General features: G+C 73.7%; 16 protein-coding genes. 10 read left to right on the top strand and 6 right to left on the bottom strand.

Features of this window, described 5'->3' with window-relative positions:
• Window position 1: 1 nt before the first annotated feature.
• From CP967_RS24525 to CP967_RS24510, 3 genes are all read left to right on the top strand, one after another.
• Complete coding sequence (locus tag CP967_RS24525) at window positions 2-844, top strand: heme ABC transporter ATP-binding protein (protein WP_150492028.1); 843 nt, start codon at window positions 2-4, stop codon at window positions 842-844.
• Window positions 845-1095: 251 nt separating this feature from the next.
• Entirely contained in the window at window positions 1096-3108 is a 2013-nt protein-coding gene (locus CP967_RS24520) for an FG-GAP-like repeat-containing protein (protein WP_229888239.1), read from the top strand.
• 186 nt (window positions 3109-3294) lie between these two features.
• Complete coding sequence (locus CP967_RS24510; RefSeq protein WP_167535437.1) at window positions 3295-4311, top strand: SCO2278 family lipoprotein; 1017 nt, start codon at window positions 3295-3297, stop codon at window positions 4309-4311.
• A gap of 163 nt (window positions 4312-4474) precedes the next feature.
• On the opposite strand, the gene CP967_RS24505 is transcribed toward CP967_RS24510, so the two are convergent.
• Together CP967_RS24505 and CP967_RS24500 are read right to left on the bottom strand one after the other, a co-directional pair.
• Window positions 4475-5218, bottom strand: a complete 744-nt coding sequence (locus tag CP967_RS24505; protein WP_150490040.1) for a bifunctional DNA primase/polymerase — start codon at window positions 5216-5218, stop codon at window positions 4475-4477.
• A 141-nt stretch (window positions 5219-5359) separates the two neighbouring features.
• Complete coding sequence (locus tag CP967_RS24500; protein WP_150490039.1) at window positions 5360-6001, bottom strand: TetR/AcrR family transcriptional regulator; 642 nt, start codon at window positions 5999-6001, stop codon at window positions 5360-5362.
• 321 nt (window positions 6002-6322) lie between these two features.
• On the opposite strand from CP967_RS24500, the gene ddaH reads away from it, so the two are divergent.
• Complete coding sequence (ddaH, locus tag CP967_RS24495; RefSeq protein WP_341874676.1) at window positions 6323-7228, top strand: dimethylargininase; 906 nt, start codon at window positions 6323-6325, stop codon at window positions 7226-7228.
• Here the strand turns inward: ddaH and CP967_RS24490 are convergent.
• Window positions 7225-8244, bottom strand: a complete 1020-nt coding sequence (locus CP967_RS24490) for a small ribosomal subunit Rsm22 family protein (protein ID WP_150490038.1) — start codon at window positions 8242-8244, stop codon at window positions 7225-7227. The genes ddaH and CP967_RS24490 overlap by 4 nt on opposite strands.
• Window positions 8245-8497: 253 nt before the next feature.
• Between CP967_RS24490 and CP967_RS24485 the strand changes: the two genes are divergently transcribed.
• Entirely contained in the window at window positions 8498-9820 is a 1323-nt protein-coding gene (locus CP967_RS24485) for a hypothetical protein (protein ID WP_150490037.1), read from the top strand.
• A gap of 81 nt (window positions 9821-9901) precedes the next feature.
• On the opposite strand, the gene CP967_RS24480 is transcribed toward CP967_RS24485, so the two are convergent.
• Window positions 9902-10681 (bottom strand): phosphotransferase, encoded by a 780-nt coding sequence (locus tag CP967_RS24480; RefSeq protein WP_150490036.1) that lies wholly within the window; start codon window positions 10679-10681, stop codon window positions 9902-9904.
• Between the two features lie 195 nt (window positions 10682-10876).
• Window positions 10877-12286, bottom strand: a complete 1410-nt coding sequence (locus CP967_RS24475; protein ID WP_150490035.1) for a multidrug effflux MFS transporter — start codon at window positions 12284-12286, stop codon at window positions 10877-10879.
• 86 nt (window positions 12287-12372) lie between these two features.
• On the opposite strand from CP967_RS24475, the gene CP967_RS24470 reads away from it, so the two are divergent.
• A complete protein-coding gene (locus CP967_RS24470) occupies window positions 12373-13377 on the top strand; it encodes a Gfo/Idh/MocA family protein (protein ID WP_150490034.1) in 1005 nt (334 codons plus the stop codon).
• A gap of 86 nt (window positions 13378-13463) precedes the next feature.
• On the opposite strand, the gene CP967_RS24465 is transcribed toward CP967_RS24470, so the two are convergent.
• Entirely contained in the window at window positions 13464-15146 is a 1683-nt protein-coding gene (locus CP967_RS24465) for an alkaline phosphatase D family protein (RefSeq protein WP_150490033.1), read from the bottom strand.
• 171 nt (window positions 15147-15317) lie between these two features.
• Between CP967_RS24465 and CP967_RS24460 the strand changes: the two genes are divergently transcribed.
• The 4 genes from CP967_RS24460 to CP967_RS24445 all read left to right on the top strand — a co-directional run bounded on the left by CP967_RS24460 (window position 15318) and on the right by CP967_RS24445 (window position 18521).
• Window positions 15318-16073, top strand: a complete 756-nt coding sequence (locus CP967_RS24460) for an SDR family oxidoreductase (RefSeq protein ID WP_150490032.1) — start codon at window positions 15318-15320, stop codon at window positions 16071-16073.
• 174 nt (window positions 16074-16247) lie between these two features.
• The gene (locus CP967_RS24455) at window positions 16248-16715 is read left to right on the top strand and encodes a lamin tail domain-containing protein (protein WP_150490031.1); all 468 of its coding nucleotides are present in this window, start codon (window positions 16248-16250) and stop codon (window positions 16713-16715) included.
• A 224-nt stretch (window positions 16716-16939) separates the two neighbouring features.
• Window positions 16940-17794, top strand: a complete 855-nt coding sequence (locus CP967_RS24450) for a PhzF family phenazine biosynthesis protein (protein WP_150490030.1) — start codon at window positions 16940-16942, stop codon at window positions 17792-17794.
• Between the two features lie 178 nt (window positions 17795-17972).
• The gene (locus CP967_RS24445) at window positions 17973-18521 is read left to right on the top strand and encodes a GNAT family N-acetyltransferase (protein WP_150490029.1); all 549 of its coding nucleotides are present in this window, start codon (window positions 17973-17975) and stop codon (window positions 18519-18521) included.
• Window positions 18522-18567 lie beyond the last annotated feature (46 nt).

Raw genomic sequence — 18567 nt, 5'->3', positions numbered from 1 at the left:
CGTGAAGGCCCTGAGACGACTGTTCGCGGCGGGCGCCGACCGCGTGCTCCCCGCCCCCGTGCCCCTGGGTGCCCCCGTCGCCGAGGCGGCCGGGCTGACGCTGCGGCTCGGCCGCCGTCCGGTCCTGGACGCCGTGGACCTCACCGCCCACGCGGGCGAGGTGGTGGCCCTGGTCGGTCCGAACGGCGCCGGCAAGTCCACCCTGCTGGCCGCCCTCGCCGCCGACCTGCCCCCGGACAGCGGCGCCGTCCGCATCGACGGCCGCCCGGCCGCCGCCTGGACCCCGGCCGAACTGGCCTTGCGCCGGGCGGTGCTGCCGCAGTCCGCCACGCTCTCCTTCCCGTTCCCGGTCGAGGACGTCGTACGGATGGGGCGCGCGCCCTGGGCCGGTACGCCGCTGGAGGGCGAGGACGACACGGCGGTCGCCGCCGCGATGGCCGCCACCGAGGTCACCCGCTTCGCGGGCCGCCCCTTCTCCGCCCTCTCCGGCGGTGAACGCGCCCGCGTCGCCCTGGCCCGCGTCCTCGCCCAGCGCGCCCCGCTCCTCCTCCTCGACGAGCCCACCGCCGCGCTGGACCTCCGCCACCAGGAGCTCGTCCTGCGTGTCTGCCGCGAACGGGCCGCCGCCGGTGACGCGGTGGTCGTGGTCCTCCACGACCTGGGCCTCGCCGCTGCCTACGCCGACCGCGCGGTGGTCCTCCGCGACGGCCGCGTCGCGGCGGACGGCCCGCCGGCCGGGGTCTTCACCGGCGAACTCCTGGGCGAGGTCTACCGCCAGCCGGTCGAGGTCTTCCCGCATCCCCGGACGGGGGTGCCGCTGGTGGTGCCGGAGCGAGGGGTGTGAGGGGCGGCGGCCACGGGACGGCGGGCTCCCGGGGGCGAAGCGGTTCCTCCCGCCCCGCCCCCGGGGCCCCGGCCGGATGATCTAATGATCGGCGCCTTGCCGGGGGCGCGGGGGCAACCTCCCGCGGTCCCGGCGGCGTTGGCATCCGAGCGGCACGGCGGAGCGGAGGCCCCGGTGCGGGGCACGCTCCCCGTCCGGTGACGAGGGGGACGAAAGGCCGAATGAGGAAACCTTTCAGCGTTATATGTGCCATGGCCGTGTGCGCCGTGCTGGGCCTGCACACGGGTTCCGGCAGCGCGGCCGCCGCGGTGGGCGGGGAACCGTCTGCCGCCGTGGGGCAGGCGGAACTGCCGGTCGTCGCGGGTGCGGCGTCCGGCGGTACGGGCGAGGAGGGCGGCACCGAGGCGCGTACCGCCACCGCCGCCGCGCAGGCGGACACCGCCGTGGCCGGCTCCGCGCCCCGGCACGACCACAACGGCGACGGCCGCAGCGACATGGCCGCCTGGTACGACTACGGCGACGGCCACGACGCCCTGCGCACCTTCGTCTCCAAGGCGGACGGCGGCTTCTCCGCGCCGCTGGTGGGCTGGGAGTCGGGCGTCGGCGACTTCCGCGCCGAGGACATGAAGCGCGTCACCGGGGACTTCGACGGGGACGGGACGGGTGACGTCGCCGCTTTCCAGGGGTACGACGACGGCCGGGTCACCCTCTTCACCTGGCTCGGCAAGGGTGACGGCACCTTCGCCGCCCCCTTCTCCTCCTGGACGGCCGCTCCCGGCAACTGGACCTTCGCCAACATGACCGCCCACGCCGGTGACTTCAACGGGGACGGGCGCGACGACGTCGCCGTCTGGTACGCCTACGGCAACGGTGACGACAAGCTCTTCACGCTCCTGGCCGGCGCCGGCGGCCGCTTCGGCGGTCACTTCTCGTCCTTCGAACGCGTCGAGGCCGACGGGTGGGACATCAAGCGCATGCGGTTCGCCACCGGTGACTTCGACGGTGACGGGCGCGACGACCTCGGTGCCCTCTACGGTTACGCCTCGGGCACCGTGAAGCTGATGTCCTTCCTCGCGAAGGCCGACGGCGGGTTCGCCGAACCCGTCCGCGGCTGGGAGTCCACCGGCTGGACCTTCACCCAGGCCAGCATGCACGCCGGTGACTTCGACGGGGACGGCCGTGACGAACTGGCCGCCTGGTACGACTACGGCGACGGCCACGACGCGGTGATCAGCTTCGGCCTCGGCGCGGACGGCGCGTTCGGCGACCGCACCGAGATCCTGAACCTCGCGGCGAGCTCCGGCTACGAGCGGAACCGGATGAAGATCGTCACCGGTGACTACAACGGTGACGGCCGCGACGACCTGGCCACCCTGTACGGCTACAGCGACGGGCGGGTGAAGACCATCACCTTCACCGCCAAGGCCGACGGGAAGCTCAACGGCTCCCTGCACAGCTGGGAGTCCCCCGCCGGGAACTGGACCTTCTCCGGGGTGCACATGATCGAGCGTCACAACAGCCAGGCTTCGCTCATCTGCCCGAAGCTCTTCGGGCACGGCGGCTACCCCACCGGTGCGAACGCCTGGGAGCGTGACCAGGTCCGCCAGCCGAACCACCCGAGGGGCCTCGCCCAGCAGAAGAGCTGGGGGGCGAAGGGCGTGGAGGCGGACCTCCAGCTCACCAAGGACGGGACCAAGGCCGTGATGTGGCACAACACCACGACCAGGGGACTGACGGGGACCAGCCGTGCCGTCACCGAGATCTGGTGGGCGTCCGGCGCGGACCAGCTCAAGGGGCGCACGATCGACCGTGGTCCGTACGCGGGTGAGACCGTCTACACCTTCCGCGAATGGCTCGACAGCGCCAAGGCCCAGAACATGATCCCGCTGGTGGAACTCAAGGGTGAGGCCAAGCAGTCGCTGCTCAACAGCGACCCGGCCATCCGTGAGGCGGCGTGGAACGAGGTCCTCGCGCCCATCGCGGAGCGCATCTCCACGCAGGAGATCATGATCTCCACGAACGACACCACGCTGAGGCCCGAACTCATCGAGCGCGTCGAGGCCGAGGGCCTCGGGGCCGCGCTCGGCGGCCACCCCACCTGGGGCAAGGAGCTCGGCTGGGAGGAGCCGCCTCCCGCGGCGTCCGGCAACTACGCGCTGTGGCAGGCCGAATGGGAGAAGCGCGGCTCCACCACCGCCTCGGCGCGGATGGCCACCACGTACACGAAGGACTTCGCGTCCTGGCTGAACGGGAAGTGCGTCTGACGTTCCGGACGCGCGGGGGCGGTGGCGGGTGCCGCCGCCCCCTGCCGCCGTCCCCGCGCACGGCTCCCGTCGTACCGGCCCGGTGTCCCGGCCCCCCGCCCGTACCACCCGCCGCCCCGGTAGGGTTCAGGCGGTCGGTGCGGACGACGGATGACGACGGATTCGAAAAGGCGCAGAAGGCAGCGGATGACAAGGCTGGGTCGACTGACGGCGGGGCTCGTGACGGCGACGGTGCTGTGTGCCGGCGCGAGCGGTTGCGTGACGGTGCACGGGGAGCTGGCGGTGGTGCCGTCGGCGACGAAGTCCGAGGCCGCGCGGGCCCTGTCGGATTTCACCGCCGCGTACAACAAGGCGGACAAGGCGTTCGATCCGGAGCTGGACGCGGACCGGGTGACCGGTGCGCTCGGCGCGGTCAACCAGGCCGGGCTGAAGGCCCGTGGCAAGAACAGCCCGGACGGCAACCCGGCGCACGACCCGCTGGAGCTGACCGACGCCTCCTACGTCATACCGAAGAAGGCGGGCTGGCCGCGCTGGTTCCTCGCGGACACCGATTCCAACCGCGACAAGGACGGCGGCGGGACGGACACCCGCTGGCTGCTGATGTTCCTGCGCACCGGCCCGGACGCCCCGTGGAAGGCGGCCTATCTCGCGGCCGTCGCCCCGTCGCAGGTTCCTGAGTTCCGTGTGGACGCCGACGGGTGGGCCGAGGCCGTGCCCGCGGAGGGCGGCGGGGAACTGGCCACGGAACCGGCCGGGCTGAGCACCACGTACACGAAGTACCTCCAGGAGGGGGCCCCGGACGTGTTCGCCCCGGGGGCGACGACCTCGGGCTGGCGGGACGCCCGCGAGAACACCCGCCGGGCGGGGTTCTCGTACCAGTACGTCGACCAGCCGCTGAAGGACGGGGACTTCGCCCCGCTGGGGCTGATGACGAAGGACGGCGGGGCGCTGGTCTTCTTCAGCAGCAAGCACTTCGAACGCCAGACGGCGGCCCGGGGCCTGCGCCCGGAGGTCACCCCGGACGTCGAGGCCCTGCTGACCGGCGAGGTGAAGAGCACCCTGACCAAGGAGCGGGTCTCCAGCCAGCTGGTGTACGTCCCCGAGGCCGGCGCCGGAGCGGGGGACGCGGCCGACGGGGGTACCGCCGGCAAGGTGCGCGTGCTGAACAGGCTGCCGGGCCTGGTGGCGGCGCAGGGGTCGTGACGGCGGGCGCCCTCACCGGCGGGCGGGCGCCCCTCACCGGCCGGGCGAGCGCCCCGGCCGCGGGACGAGGGGGCTCACCGGCGGAGTGAGCCGCTTCGCCCACAGGAGGACGAACCCCCCGCCGGGCGGGCGCCTTCCACGGACAGAACGGCTGAACGGTTCTTCAGCGTCCCAGCGGCCAGGCCACCGCGGCCTGGTCGATACCGCTGCCCGCTTCGGAGTCGGCGTACTGCGCGCAGGCGTCGGTGAGGGTCTCCAGCAGGGTCAGCGGGTCGGGCAGCGGGTGTTCCGGACCGCGGATCCAGCGCACGTCCAGCTCGCCGGGGAGCCGGGCGGGCGGCAGGAGGACGTAGCTGCCGCGGCAGTGCCAGCGCAGGCCGGGGTGCTCGTCCATGGTCTCGGGGTGGCAGTCCAGCTCGCACGGCCACCACTCGTCCTCGTCCTCGGGGGTGCCGCGGGTGGCGGTGAAGAAGAGCAGCCGGTCGTCGCCGGACTGGGCGACCGGTCCTACGTCGATGCCCGCGGCCGTCAGCCGTTCGAGGGCGGCGAGGCCTGCGGGCAGGGGGACGTCCAGGACGTCGTGGATCATGCCGGTGGCGGTGATGAAGTTGGCCAGGGGCTGGCCGGTGGCCCACCGCTCGATCTGGGCGCGGTCGGTGGTGGACTGCGTCTGCCAGGCGAAGGAGACGGGATGCCGGGCCGGTGTGGGACAGCCGATCCGCTCGCACGAACACCGGTAACCGATCGGATACGCGGCGGGTGAGATCGGCATCCCTGCCTCCGCGACGGCCAGGAGCAGCGCCAGCCGGGCCGCGTCGTCGGCCTCCGGCTGCGATTTGGGCCGTCGGCGCAGCCACTGGGAGATCCTGCTCTCTGTGCCGCGATAGCGGCCGGAATCGGCGCCCATCTATCCCCTCACCTCAGCGGTTGTCCGTCCATGGTCCCACCATCCTGCGCCTCGGGGGGCACAAGTTCCCAAGCGGGGTGTCCGGACCACCCGCCGGTGGGACCTTTCACACCGATTATCCGGTAATGGGATAAGGCGATTTCAGGACCTGGGTGACAAGCCTCGCAAGGTGTGGTCGACGATCTGGTCGGCGTAGGCGTGGGTCAGCGGGAGCGTCCTGAGCAGCCAGCGGTGCATGAGCGGGGCGATCAGGAGCTCCAGCGCCGTACGCGGATCGACGTCCGCGCGCACCTCCCCGGCCTCCTGGGCGGCCCGCAGGCGTGTGACGTACAGCTCCATCTGCGGGTCGAGCAGCTTCTCGGTGAACTGGGCCCCCAGCACCGGGTCGATGATGCCCTCGGCGGTGAGCGCCCGGGTGGGCGCGGCCGTGGCGGGGTCGTTCAGCTCGTCGACGGTGGCCCGCAGGACCAGCTTGAGGTCCGCCGCGAGGTCCCCGGTGTCCGGGATGCCGGGCCCCGCCTCCGGCTGTCCCGGGTCCTGGGCGCCGTCGCCGCCGGCGTTCTGCCGGGCGGACAGGTCGAGGAACGCGTCCATGAGGACGGCGGCCTTGGAGGGCCACCAGCGGTAGATGGTCTGCTTGCCGACGCCGGCGCGGGCGGCGATACCCTCGATCGTCGTTCGCGGGTACCCCACCTCGCCGACCAGGGCGAGCGCGGAGTCGAGGATCGCGCGCCGGGAGCGGTCGCTGCGGCGGGTGGCGTCGGGGGTCTTGTGGGGTGCCATGGCCCCAATCTACCGGCTGACAAGCCGAAACGTATCGTCTTGCAGAAGCGCCCACGAGCGACGGACAGGCGGGCGGAGGGGCAGGCGGGCGGAGGGCCGCGCGGCCGGAGGGGGACGCGGGCCCGGAGGGGGACGGGCCGAGAGCGAGGCCGGGGGCGGGCCGCGGGTCGGGGCGCGGACGGACGAGCGGGGAGCCCGGACGGACGAACCGGGAGCGCGGACGGACGAGCAGGGGGCGCGGGCGGACGAGCAGGGCGGGCCGGGGCGGCGGAACCACCCGTTCGGATCACTGCGCATCCGGTCCGGCCCGGCGCACCATGAGTGCACGCACACACCCCGTGCGCATCCCACCGTTCCGCGGCCGAGGCCGCCGTTCGTGAGGAGCCCGCATTGAACCGTGACGCCACCCCTCGTCGCTACCTGATGTGCGCCCCGGCGCACTTCCAGGTCACGTACTCCATCAACCCGTGGATGGACCCCTCGAAGCCCGTGGACCTGGCGCTGGCCGCCACGCAGTGGGAGGACCTGCGCGACCGCTACCGGTCCCTGGGCCACACCGTCGAGCTGCTCACACCCCGCCCCGACCTGCCGGACATGGTGTTCGCCGCCAACGGTGCCACCGTGGTCGACGGCCGGGTGCTCGGCGCCCGGTTCGCCTACCCGCAGCGGTACGCGGAGGCCGGGGCGCACCGGGAGTGGTTCCGGGCCGCCGGTTTCACCGAGATCCGCGAGCCGGACCACGTCAACGAGGGCGAGGGCGACTTCGCCGTGACGGATTCGTGTCTGCTGGCCGGACGCGGTTTCCGGTCCAGTCCGCTGTCCCACGCCGAGGCGCAGGAGTTCTTCGGGCGGCCGGTGATCGGCCTCGACCTGGTCGATCCGCGCTACTACCACCTGGACACGGCGCTGTGCGTCCTGGACGGGGCGGCCGGCGAGGTCATGTACTACCCCGGGGCCTTCTCGCCGGGCAGCCGGTCGGTGCTGGCCCGGCTCTTCCCGGACGCGCTGATCGCCGGGGAGAGGGACGCGGCGGCGTTCGGCCTGAACGCGGTCAGCGACGGCCGCCACGTCCTGCTCCCCCAGGCCGCGACGGGCCTGTTCGGTCCCCTGCGGGACCGCGGCTTCGAACCGGTGCCGATGGACCTGGGAGAGCTGCTGAAGGGCGGCGGCAGTGTGAAGTGCTGCACGCAGGAACTGCGGGGCGCCCCTCCCGTGCGGGGTTCCTAACCGTTCCGGTCGTCCTCGGGCGCGTCCCGGGGCGGCCACGGGTCGCCCCAGTCCGTGTCGCGGGCGGTGCGGTAGAGGCCGCCGTGGCGTTTGGTGACCGTGGCGCGCTGGAGGGCGTCGTCCCCGGTGCAGAGTTCCAGCAGGACCTGGCCCTTGCGGATCTGGGGCCGGCGGGTGACGCGGGCCGGTACCGGGGTGGTGGGGAAGCGGGTCGCGACGACGTAGCTGAACTTCTCGTCCTCGTGGCTGAGCGAACCGCCCTTGACCTGGCGGTGCAGGGACGAGCGGCTGACCCGCGCCGAGAAGTGGCACCAGTCCGTGCCCGGTTCGATGGGGCAGGCGGCGCTGTGCGGGCAGGGGGCCGCGACGGTCATACCGGCGGCGATCAGGCGGTCGCGGGCCTCGATGACACGGGTGTAGCCGTCGGGGGTGCCCGGCTCCACGATCACCACGGCCTGGGCGGCGCCGGCGAGGGTGTCGACGAGGACGGCCCGGTCGGCGGGGGCGAGTTCCTTGAGTACGTAGCTGACGGTCGCCAGGTCCGTGGGGGCCGGCTCCAGGCCCGTGCCGATCCTGGCGCGCTGCCAGGCAGCGGTCCGCAGCCCGGGGATCCCGGACACCTCGGCCAGTTCGCGTCCCAGTGCCAGGGCGGGCTCCGCCCAGTCCAGGACCGTGGTCCGGGGGCCGTCGCCCTCCCAGGCTCCGGCGACGGCCCAGGTGGCGGCGCCGGTGCCGCCCCCGATGTCGGTGTGCGTGGCGGGCACCCATGCCGGGGCCGCGTCGCGCAGCGCGTCCAGGCAGGCGCGTACGGCCTCGAAGGTCGCGGGCATGCGGTACGCGGCGTAGGCGACGACGTCCGAGCGGTCCCGCAGGACGGGGGTGTCGGTGGGGGTGGTCCCGCGGTAGCTGGCGATCAGCCGGTCGACCGCCTGCGTGGCCTTGCGGGGCGGCAGCCCGTCGAGCAGTACGGCCAGGGCGGTACGCAGGGCTTCCGCGGTGGGGAGGGTGGCGTTCACCGGGAAATTCTAGTGCCGCCCCGGCCGGGGTCCGCCCGCCGCGGCCCCGGCGCCGGGTGTGTGCGGCCGCCGGGGGCCACGGCCGCGCCGCTGGGCACACCACCGGTACGGAACGGCGGCAGAACCGAACTCCTTTGCGTACCGGCCCTGTTGCTACGCTGATCGCCGCCGGGCCGGGAGCGCCCGCCGGATCCGGGTCAGGGACTGCTCAGGAGACGGCCCGCCGGGAGACCGCGGGCTCATCGGGGGAACCGTGAGACAGAAGATCGTGCGCCTGGCTCTGGTCGGCGGGGTGGTGTTCCTGGCCCTGCTGCTCCTGCTCGCGACCTGCGGCGGGGGCGGCGGTGACGGCGCGGGGCGGGACGGGAAGGGCGGGGAGTCCCGGAAGCCGGTGAAGGAGAGCGCCGGGCCGGTGACGCGGCTGACGGTTCCGCCCGCGTACACGGCGGACCGGGGCTGGGAGGTCGTGGACGCCGGGCCCGGTTACGCCGTGTCGCACCCGACGGGCGTACTCGCCTACCTGGTACGGGCCCCCGGGCAGCGCTACCGGCTGCGGACGCTGGACATCCCGACGGGCAGGGCCGGATGGAGCGGTGAGGCCTGGCGGCCGCCGGACCCCGCGCGTTTCCCGAAGCTGCTCACCCTCGCCAAGGCCGACCGGCAGTTCTTCGTGACCTGGTCGTACGGGAGGGTCGGCGACGACCTGGCGCCGGCGAGGACGCTGGTCTCCCTCGACGTGTACGACGCGGCGGACGGCGAGCGGCTGCGGGCCGAGGTGCCGTGGACCGGGGTGCCGGTGGTGACGGCGAGCGGCCCGGACATCCTGATCACCGACGGCCGGACCACCGGTGCGCTGGTGGATCCGCTCACTGGTGACGTCACCGGGATCCCCGCGGCGAAGCCGTCGTACCCCGAGGGCTGTTCCGCCTGCGGGCAGCTGACCGAGGTGCGCGGGCAGACCGAGAAGGGGCTGCTGTTCAGCGGGGCGCGTGAGTTCTGGGTGCGGGGCGGCTGGTTCAGCAGGAAGGTCGCGCCGAAGGGGGCCGACCCCCGGTCCGGGGTGCCGACCTCCGTGGGTCCGGGGCGGATCCTGGTGAGGTGGCAGCTCGGGAAGAAGGCGGAGCGGGCGGCGACCCACGAGCTGTGGGCGGTGCACGACGCGGCGAACGGGAAACCGGTCGCCTCGGTGGAGTGCCACCGGCCGGCCATAGAGCCGGGGAGCCACCCGCAGGCGGTGTTCTCGCCGTCGGGCCGCTACGCGGTGGCGGGGAACCTCGCCTTCGACCTGGAGGCGAAGGAGGGTTTCTGCTTCGAGACCGAGGGCGGCGCGGCGCGGGTGACGCTCGCCTCGGTGACGGACGACGGCACGGCGTACGGGGCGGCGGACGCCCGTGACGCCGCCGACGCCCTGGAGGGCGGGGGCACCCCGGTGGAGATGAGCTTCGTGTCCGGGGACGTCGAGCCGCTCCCCCCGAACGTGCGGCTGCCGGAGATGGAGACGTCCGGTACCGGGGTGTTCACCTGGACCGACCGCAAGGACCGGCTGCACCTGCTGGGGTACCCGCGTACGAGCTGACCGGCGGGAGGGTGCCCCGCCGGGAGGGCGCCCGTGCGCGGATGAGGGGGCGTGCCGGCCGGTGCGGGGCCGGCCCCGGGTTCAGTGGGCGAGCAGGGCGGTCAGCCAGTGCTCCTCGCGCCGTTCGGTGTACTCGGCGTCGCCGCGCCAGCTGTCGCCGTGGCCCTCCGCCCAGAGGCGGGCCCAGGGCTGGGTGTTCCGGGCGGCCTGGTCGCGGAGGAAGTCGTGCATGGCGCGTGTGCGGCTGCCCAGCAGCGGCACCAGGTCCCGCCGGCCCTGTTCGTCGAGGCCGTACGCGTCGGCGAACAGCCGCAGGCGTTCCGCGGCCCGGGGGCTCTGCCAGTGCGGGTGCGCGGACAGCGGGAGGAAGCCGTGGGCCGCGTAGGCGAGGTCCGAGAGGCGGGTGCCGGGCCCGGCGTTGTCCCAGTCGATGAAGGCCCAGGCGTCGTCACCGGCCACCAGGTTCCAGGGCGCCAGGTCGTGGTGGGCGATGATGTCGGCGCCGTCGACGGGCATGAGGAGCTGCCATCGGGCGTCGGGCGGGGGCGTGAACCCCTCCACGGCGTCGTGGAACCCGCGGATCAGGCGGGCCACGCGCGCCAGTCCGCCGTCCGGCCCGACCAGGGCGAACCGGTCGGGCCAGATGACCTCGCCCGGCACGAAGCTCAGGACCTCCCGGCCCCGCTCGTCGATCCCGAGCGGCCGGGGGGCGGCCCGGAAACCGGCTTCGTGGAGGTGGGTGAGGAGCGCGTGCACCGCGGGGGTCCACGGCCCGGCGGGGCGGCGGACGGTGTCACCGAGACGGACGACGCCTTCGCTGACGTTCCCGCCGGACAGTGGTTGTTCCCGGTCTGTGGGCATCACCGCAGTGTGGTGGACGCCCGGGGCCGGCGGCCACCGGTTTCCGCCGCCCGGCGGCCGTCCCGGCACCGCCCTCGCGCAGTCCCCGCACCGCCCTCGCGCAGTCCCCGCACCGCCCCCGCGCCGTCCTCACAGCCGGTCCGGCGGCCGTCCCGGCCCGCCCTCGCCCCTACCCGGCCCGCCCCCGCCCCGTCCTCAGTCCGTGCTCTGCCGCTCCGTCCGTGCGCCGCCGCGCCACGGGCGGCACATCAGCAGGAAGCAGGCCGCCGCGGACAGGGCGCAGACGACCTGGACCACGGCCATGGGTACGGCCGTGCGTTCGCCGGCGATGCCGACGAGCGGCGAGGCGATGGCGCCGATCAGGAACTGCGAGGTCCCCAGCAGCGCGGAGGCGGAGCCCGCCGCGTGCCTGGTGCGCATCAGGGCCTGGGTGTTGGTGTTGGGCATGGCCAGGCCCATGGCGGACATCAGCACGAACAGGCCGGCGGCGACGGGCAGCAGGCCGAGTTCGCCGAAGACCCCGGAGGTCATCAGCAGCAGGGCGACGGCGGCCACGGAGATCACCGCGAGGCCGAAGCCGAGGGCCTTGTCCAGGCTGACCCGGCCGACGAGCAGCTTGCCGTTGATCTGGCCGACGGCGATCAGGCCGACGGAGTTGATGCCGAAGAGCAGGCTGAAGGTCTGCGGGGAGGCCCCGTAGATCTCCTGGATGACGAACGGGGAGGCGCTCACGTAGGCGAAGAGCGCGGCGAAGGCGAGGCTGCCCGCGACCATGTAGCCGGTGAACACCCGGTCGGCCAGCAGTCCGCGCATGGTGCGCAGTGCGTCGCCGACGCCTCCGGTGTGCCGCTCGGAGAGGGGAAGCGTCTCGTGCAGCCACTTCCAGACGACGAGGGTGAGCAGGACGCCGACGAGGGCGAGGACGACGAAGATGCCGCGCCAGTCGGTGAACCGGAGGACCTGGCCGCCGATCACGGGGGCGATGACGGGGGCCACTCCCGAGATCAGCATCAGCGTGGAGAAGAACCGGGCCATCTCGTCGCCGTCGTAGAGGTCGCGGACGACGGCCCTGGAGATCACGATGCCGGCGGCGCCCGCCAGGCCCTGGAGGAGGCGGAAGCCGATGAGGAGTTCCGCGGAGGGGGCGACGGCGCAGATCGCGGTGGCGATCACGTAGACGACCATGCCGAGGATCAGCGGCTTGCGCCGGCCCCAGCGGTCGCTCATCGGTCCGACGACGAGCTGGCCGAGTGCCATGCCGGTGAGGCAGGCGGTCAGGGTGAGCTGGACGGTGGACGCCGGTGCGTGCAGGGAGTCGGTGACCTCCGGGAGCGCCGGGAGGTACATGTCCATCGAGAGGGGCGGTACCGCGGTGAGCCCGCCCAGTACCAGGGTGACGAGGAGTCCGGCCCGCCGTGCGGCGGCGGGGGGTGGTGTGGTGGGGGCGCCCGCTGCGGTGGGGGCGGCCGGGGCGGTGGGGGTGGGGGCGGCCTTCGTGCCCGCTGCGGTGGGGGCGGCCGGGGCGCCGGTCACGGCGCCGTCACTGCTCGTCGGTATGTGTTCGTGCTGTTCTCGCTGGGCCCGGCTCGCGCCGCTGTCCGGCATCATCGTCTCCGCTTCGTTGAAACCGCATCTATGCTCTCAGGTCAGTCGTAGTGGTCGATACCTTTTTCGGGTGAAGGCGGGCGGGCATGGGCGGGACAGTGCGTTGGGGTGTTCTGGCGACGGGCGGCATAGCCGCGACGTTCACGGCGGACCTCCTCGCGATGAAGGGCTCCGGGGCCGAGGTGCTGGCGGTCGCCTCGCGCGCCGAGGCATCCGCGCGGGCGTTCGCCGAGCGGTTCGGGATCGAGCGGGCGTACGGCAGCTGGGCGGAGCTCGTCGCGGACGACGACATCGATGTCGTGTACGTGGCCACGCCGCACTCCGCGCACCGGGAGGCCGCCGGGCTCGCCCTGGAGGCGGGCAAGCACGTGCTGTGCGAGAAGGCGTTCACGCTGAACGCCCGTGAGGCGCGGGAGCTGGTGGATCTGGCGCGGGAGCGCGGGCTGTTCCTGATGGAGGCCATGTGGACGTACTGCAATCCGCTGATCCGCCGGATGACGGAGCTGGTCCGGGACGGTGCGATCGGCGAGATCCGCACGGTGCAGGCCGACTTCGGGTTCGGGGGCACCTTCGACGCCGGGCACCGGCTGCGTGACCCCGCGCTGGGCGGGGGCGCGCTGCTGGACCTGGGGGTCTACCCGGTCGCCTTCGCGCAGCTGCTGCTGGGCGAGCCGGACCGGGTGCAGGCGGACGCGCTGCTGTCGCCGGAGGGTGTGGACCTGAACACCGGGATGCTGCTGGGCTGGGAGTCGGGGGCCACGGCGCTGCTGAGCTGTTCGATCGTCGGGAACCTGCCGACCGTCGCGTCGGTCACCGGCACGGCCGGCCGGATCGACTTCCCGCAGGGCTTCTTCCACCCGGAGCGTTTCGTGCTGCACCGGGACGGCCGGGAGCCGGAGGAGGTCACCACGGGCCCCGGTCCCCAGGGCCTGACGGGCATGCAGTTCGAGGCGGCCGAGGTGATGCGCGCGGTGTCGGCGGGCGAGAAGGAGTCCCCGCTGGTGCCGCTGGAGGGCTCCCTCGCGGTGATGCGGACGCTCGACGCGGTACGCGCCCGGGTCGGCGTCCGCTACCCGGCGGACGAGCGCTGAACGTGTGACGGCCGCGGGCCGGGGCGCCGTGCCCCGGCCCGTGCCCGTCGCACGCCCCGGCCCCGCGGGCCGGTCACGCGGGCCGGTCACGCGGGGGTGAGCCCCGGGTTGCCCGCCTCGGTCACGAAGGACGCGGCGGTGCTGACGGGCGCGCCGGGCGTGGTGACGGCGGAGACCGTACGGAAGTCGGCGCGCGCCCGCTCGTCGTCCAGGGTGACCAGTGCGTAGCCCCGGCGCCCGTCGTAGAACTTCATGTGCGGGTTGGCCTGGGTGAGGTTGTTCCAGTTGGCGGGCTTCTCGGAGCCGTTCTTGCCGCTGGCGACGGAGGTGGCGACGATCTCGGTGCCGACGGTCCGGGAGGCCGGGTCGTCGAAGTCCTTCTTCAGGTCGAAGGCGTAGCCGACGTGTACGTCGCCGGTGAGGACCATCAGGTTGTCGACGCCCGCGGCCTCGGCGCCGTCCATGATCCGCTGCCGGGAGGCCGGGTAGCCGTCCCAGGAGTCCATCGACAGCTTGTAGGCGTCGGTGGGCACGTCGCGCCGCTGGGCGAAGGTGACCTGCTGGGGGACGACGTTCCAGCGGGCGCGGGAGTGCTTCCAGCCGTCGATCAGCCAGCGTTCCTGGGCGGCGCCCGTCATGGTGCGCGAGGGGTCCTCGGATTCGGGGCCGGGCACCTTCCAGCCGTCGCCGTACGCCTGGTTGCTGCGGTACTGCCGGGTGTCCAGGACGTCGAACTGGGCGAGCCGGCCGAACTGGAGTCTGCGGTAGAGGCGCATGTCGGGTCCGGTGGGGCGCTGCGGGGCGCGCAGGGGCTGGTTCTCCCAGTACGCGCGGTAGGCGGCGGCGCGGCGCAGCAGGAACTCCTCCGGCGGGACGCTGTTCTCGGGGGTGTCGCCCGCGTAGTTGTTCTCGGTCTCGTGGTCGTCCCAGGTCACGACGAAGGGGTGGGCGGCGTGTGCGGCGCGCAGGTCCGGGTCGGACTTGTAGAGGCCGTAGCGCATCCGGTAGTCGTCGAGGGTGACCGTCTCGCGGTTGAAGTGCGCGGGCAGGACCCGGTCGGTGTAGGCGCGCGCTCCGCCGGTGGCGGTCACGGCGTACTCGTAGAGGTAGTCGCCGAGGTGGAAGACGACGTCGACGTCCTCGGCGGCCAGGTGCCGGTAGGCGGTGAAGTACCCGTCGTGGTAGGCCTGGCAGGAGACCGCGGCCAGGGTGAGCGAGCCGGTGCGGGCGCCCCGGGCGGGGGCGGTGCGGGTGCGGCCGACGGGGCTGGTCCAGTCGCCGGCGCGGAAGCGGTAGTAGAAGGTGCGGCCGGAATCGAGCGCCTTCACCTCGGCGCGGACGCTGTGCCCGAACTCCGGGTGGGCGGTGGCCGATCCGCGCCGCACGATCCGGCGGAAGCGCTCGTCGTGGGCGAGCTCCCAGCGGACCTGGACGCGCCGGGCGGGCATTCCGCCGTCGGCCTCGTAGGGGCGCGGGGCGAGCCGGGTCCAGAGCAGGACCGAGTCGGGCAGCGGGTCGCCGGAGGCGACGCCCAGGGTGAAGGGGTCCTCGGTGATCCTGCGGGCGTCGAGTTCGGCGGCGCTCGCGGTCCCGGCGGCGGGCAGGTTGACGGCGAAGGCCAGTGCGGCGGCCGCACCGGTGACGGTGAGGAACCTGCGGCGGTCCACACCGGACCCGATCCGCCGGGCGGCGGCGCGGAACGCGGCGGAATGGCCGTCCTGCCGGGCAGCGCCGGTGCTGTTGGCGGTGCTGATCTGTGCGGGTGTCATGTGCCCTCCACTGCCGGATTGTCGTCAGAGGCATTGGAGTCCGGGGGAACGACCTGCCGCTGGCACGTACACAACATCTCGATGGCGGCGGGATGAGCAGCGTGTGCGGGACGCCGCTTCGTCCCGGTGCGCGCGCCGGGTGCCGCGGGACCCCGGCTACCCTGCCGCTCCATGAACGCATCGCAGAGGATCGCAGTGGTGACAGGGGCGGGTTCGGGTATCGGCAGGGCGGTCGCGCTGACGCTCTCCGGGGCGGGCTGGACCGTGGTGCTGGCGGGCCGGCGGGCCGGGGCCCTGGAGTCGGCCGCCGCCGGCGCCGGTCCGGGGGAGGCGGTGTGCGTACCCGCCGATGTGACGGACCCGCGGGCGGTGACGGCGCTCTTCGCGGACGTACGGGACCGTTTCGGCCGCCTGGACCTGCTGTTCAACAACGCGGGCACCTTCGGGCCGGGCTCGGTGCCGGTCGAGGAACTGGCGTACGAGGACTGGCGGGGCGTGGTGGACGTCAACCTGACGGGGGCGTTCCTGTGCGCGCAGGCGGCGTTCCGGCTGATGAAGGAGCAGGATCCGCAGGGCGGCCGGATCATCAACAACGGCTCGGTCTCGGCGCACTCCCCGCGCCCGCACTCGGTCGCGTACACGGCGACGAAGCACGCCGTCACCGGGCTCACCAAGTCGCTGTCGCTGGACGGACGTCCGTACCGGATCGCCTGCGGGCAGATCGACATCGGGAACGCGGCGACGGACATGACCGAGCGGATGCGGCACGGCGTCCTCCAGGCCAGTGGTGCCACGGCGGTCGAACCGGTGATGGACGCGGCGGACGTGGCCCGGACCGTCCTGCACATGGCCGAGCTGCCGCTCGACGCGAACGTGCAGTTCGCGACGGTGATGGCGACGGCGATGCCGTACGTCGGCCGCGGCTGACGCCTCCACCGGTTTCGGCGGGGGTCCGTCCGGTGGGGCCCGGCCGTCGCGTTCCGAGGGCAACAGGCCGCTGGGGCATGTAATTTACTGATTTCCCGACTTCCGTCCCGGGTGGGCAACTGCTGCCCGTATGCTACTGACCTTCACCAGATGCACACAGAAGGAACACGCAGCATGCGCATATCTGTTGCCGCCCCGCTGGCCGTGGCCGCCGCCGGGGTCCTGGCCGGTTCGCTCCTCGCCGCGGCCCCGGCCTCCGCCGCCCCCCACCAGGGCGGCCTGCACCTCGGGAAGATCCAGTACGACAGCCCCGGCAAGGACACCCGCTCCAACACGTCCCTGAACGCCGAGTACGTGGACATCCACAACAACGGCAAGAAGAAGCTCCAGCTCAAGGGTCTGAAGCTGAAGGACAACACCGGCTACACCTACACGTTCGGCAGCTACACGCTCGCGGCGGGCAAGACCGTCCGGGTGCACACCGGCAAGGGGAAGAACTCCGGGGCCCACGTGTACTGGAACCGCGGTTCGTACGTCTGGAACAACACCGGCGACAAGGCGCGGATGTACAAGCCGACCGGGAAGCTCCTGGACTCCTGCTCGTGGTCGAAGTCCGGCAGCGGCGTCAAGTCCTGCCACTGATCCGCTGATCCGCTGATCCGCACGCGGAGTGCCGCCCGCCTGCGGTCTCCGCGGGCGGGCGGTCTCCGCGGGCGGGCGGTCTCCGCGGGCGGGCGGTCTCCGCGGGCGGGCGGGCCCGGGTCGCCGGATCCGGGCCCGCCCGGCTCCCGTACCGGCCACACCGCTTCCGCCGCGCCCCGCCGCGCGGCGGGAATGCGGCACGGGACGCCCTGGTTGTCGGCAGCATGAGCCGACTCCCCCGCACCGAGGTACTCCGGTACACCGCCTTCTCCTCCGACCCCGACGGGGGCAACCCGGCCGGCGTGGTCCTGGACGCCGCCGGCCTCGACGACGGCGCGATGCTGGCCGTCGCCGCGGACCTGGGGTACAGCGAGACGGCGTTCCTGACCGAGCCGGACGGCCGGGGCGGCCACACCGTCCGCTACTTCAGCCCGAAGGCCGAAGTGCCCTTCTGCGGGCACGCGACCGTGGCGGCGGCCCTTGCCCTCGCCGAGCGCGACGGTCCGGGCGACCTGGTCTTCACGACCGCCGCCGGCCCGGTCCCGGTCGGTGTCGTCCGGACGGGCGGGGAGCTCCACGCCACCCTGACGAGCGTCGAACCGCACGTCCTCGGTGTCACCGACGGCGATCTGGCCGAGGCGCTGGCCGCCCTCGACTGGCCGGCCGCGGACCTCGACCCGGCCCTGCCCCCGCGCATCGCCTACGCGGGCGCCCGCCATCTGGTCCTGGCCGCGGCGACCCGTGAACGGCTGGCCGGCCTGGCGTACGACTTCACGCGGCTGGAAACCCTGATGCACCGACTGGATCTGACGACTCTTCAGCTGGTGTGGCGGGAGTCGGCGGACGTCTTCCACGTCCGCGACCCGTTCCCGGTCGGCGGGGTGGTCGAGGACCCGGCGACGGGCGCGGCGGCCGCCGCCTTCGGCGCGTACGCCCGTGAGCTGGCCCTCGTGCCGGACGACGCCGTGCTCACCCTGCACCAGGGGGCCGACATGGGCCGTCCCGGCACCCTCACCGTCGAGCTGCGCCCCGGCGATCCCCGGGTGAGGGTGAGCGGCACCGGTACCCGCATCGGCTGACGGGGCCGGGTGGGCGCACGGCCTCCGGTCCGCACCGGGCCGCGTACCGTCCCGCCCCCGGCCGCACGGTCCGGGGCCGCCGGCGTACCGGACCCCGCGGCTCCGGTACGCCCTCCCGGTACGGCCGCCGGGTGAGTCGGACCCGGCCGTGCGCCGCGCTCACGCCAGGATGGCGGACATGGCAGAACCGCTGACCGTACCGAGCCTGACCGCCGGAACCGCCTTCGTGCTCCGGCCCTGGGAACTGAGCGACCTCCCCCTCGTACGCGAGGCGTCGGAGGACGCGTACATCCCGCTGATCACCACGATCCCCTCGCCGTACTCCGACGAGGCAGCCCAGGTCTACGTCCGGCGCCAGTGGGAGCAGGCCGCCACCGGCAGCGGGTACCCGTTCGTGATCGCCCGCGTACGGGACCGGCGGCCGGTCGGCTCCATCGGCCTCTGGCTGAAGGACGCGGCGGAGGGCCGGGCGACGGTCGGCTACTGGACGGCCGCCCCCGGCCGCCGGCAGGGTGCGACCGGCGCCGCCCTGCGCACGGTCACCGCCTGGGCCCTGCACGAACTGCGCCTGGCCCGCCTGCACATGCTCATCGAACCGTGGAACGACGCGTCCGTACGGACCGCCGAGAGCGCCGGCTACCGGCGCGAAGGACTGCTGCGCGGCTGGCAGCGGATCGGCGGCGTCCGCCGGGACATGCTGATGTACTCCCGGCTGGACGACGACTGAACCGGCGCCGCCCCTCAGCACGAGGCCGGCGCCCCCTCAGCATGAG

Origin of the sequence: Streptomyces nitrosporeus (assembly GCF_008704555.1) — a bacterium.
In the GTDB taxonomy this organism is placed as follows: Bacteria; Actinomycetota; Actinomycetes; order Streptomycetales; family Streptomycetaceae; genus Streptomyces; species Streptomyces nitrosporeus.
Note: the sequence above shows the minus strand (reverse complement) of the source record. Positions and strands in the feature narration are given on the sequence as shown.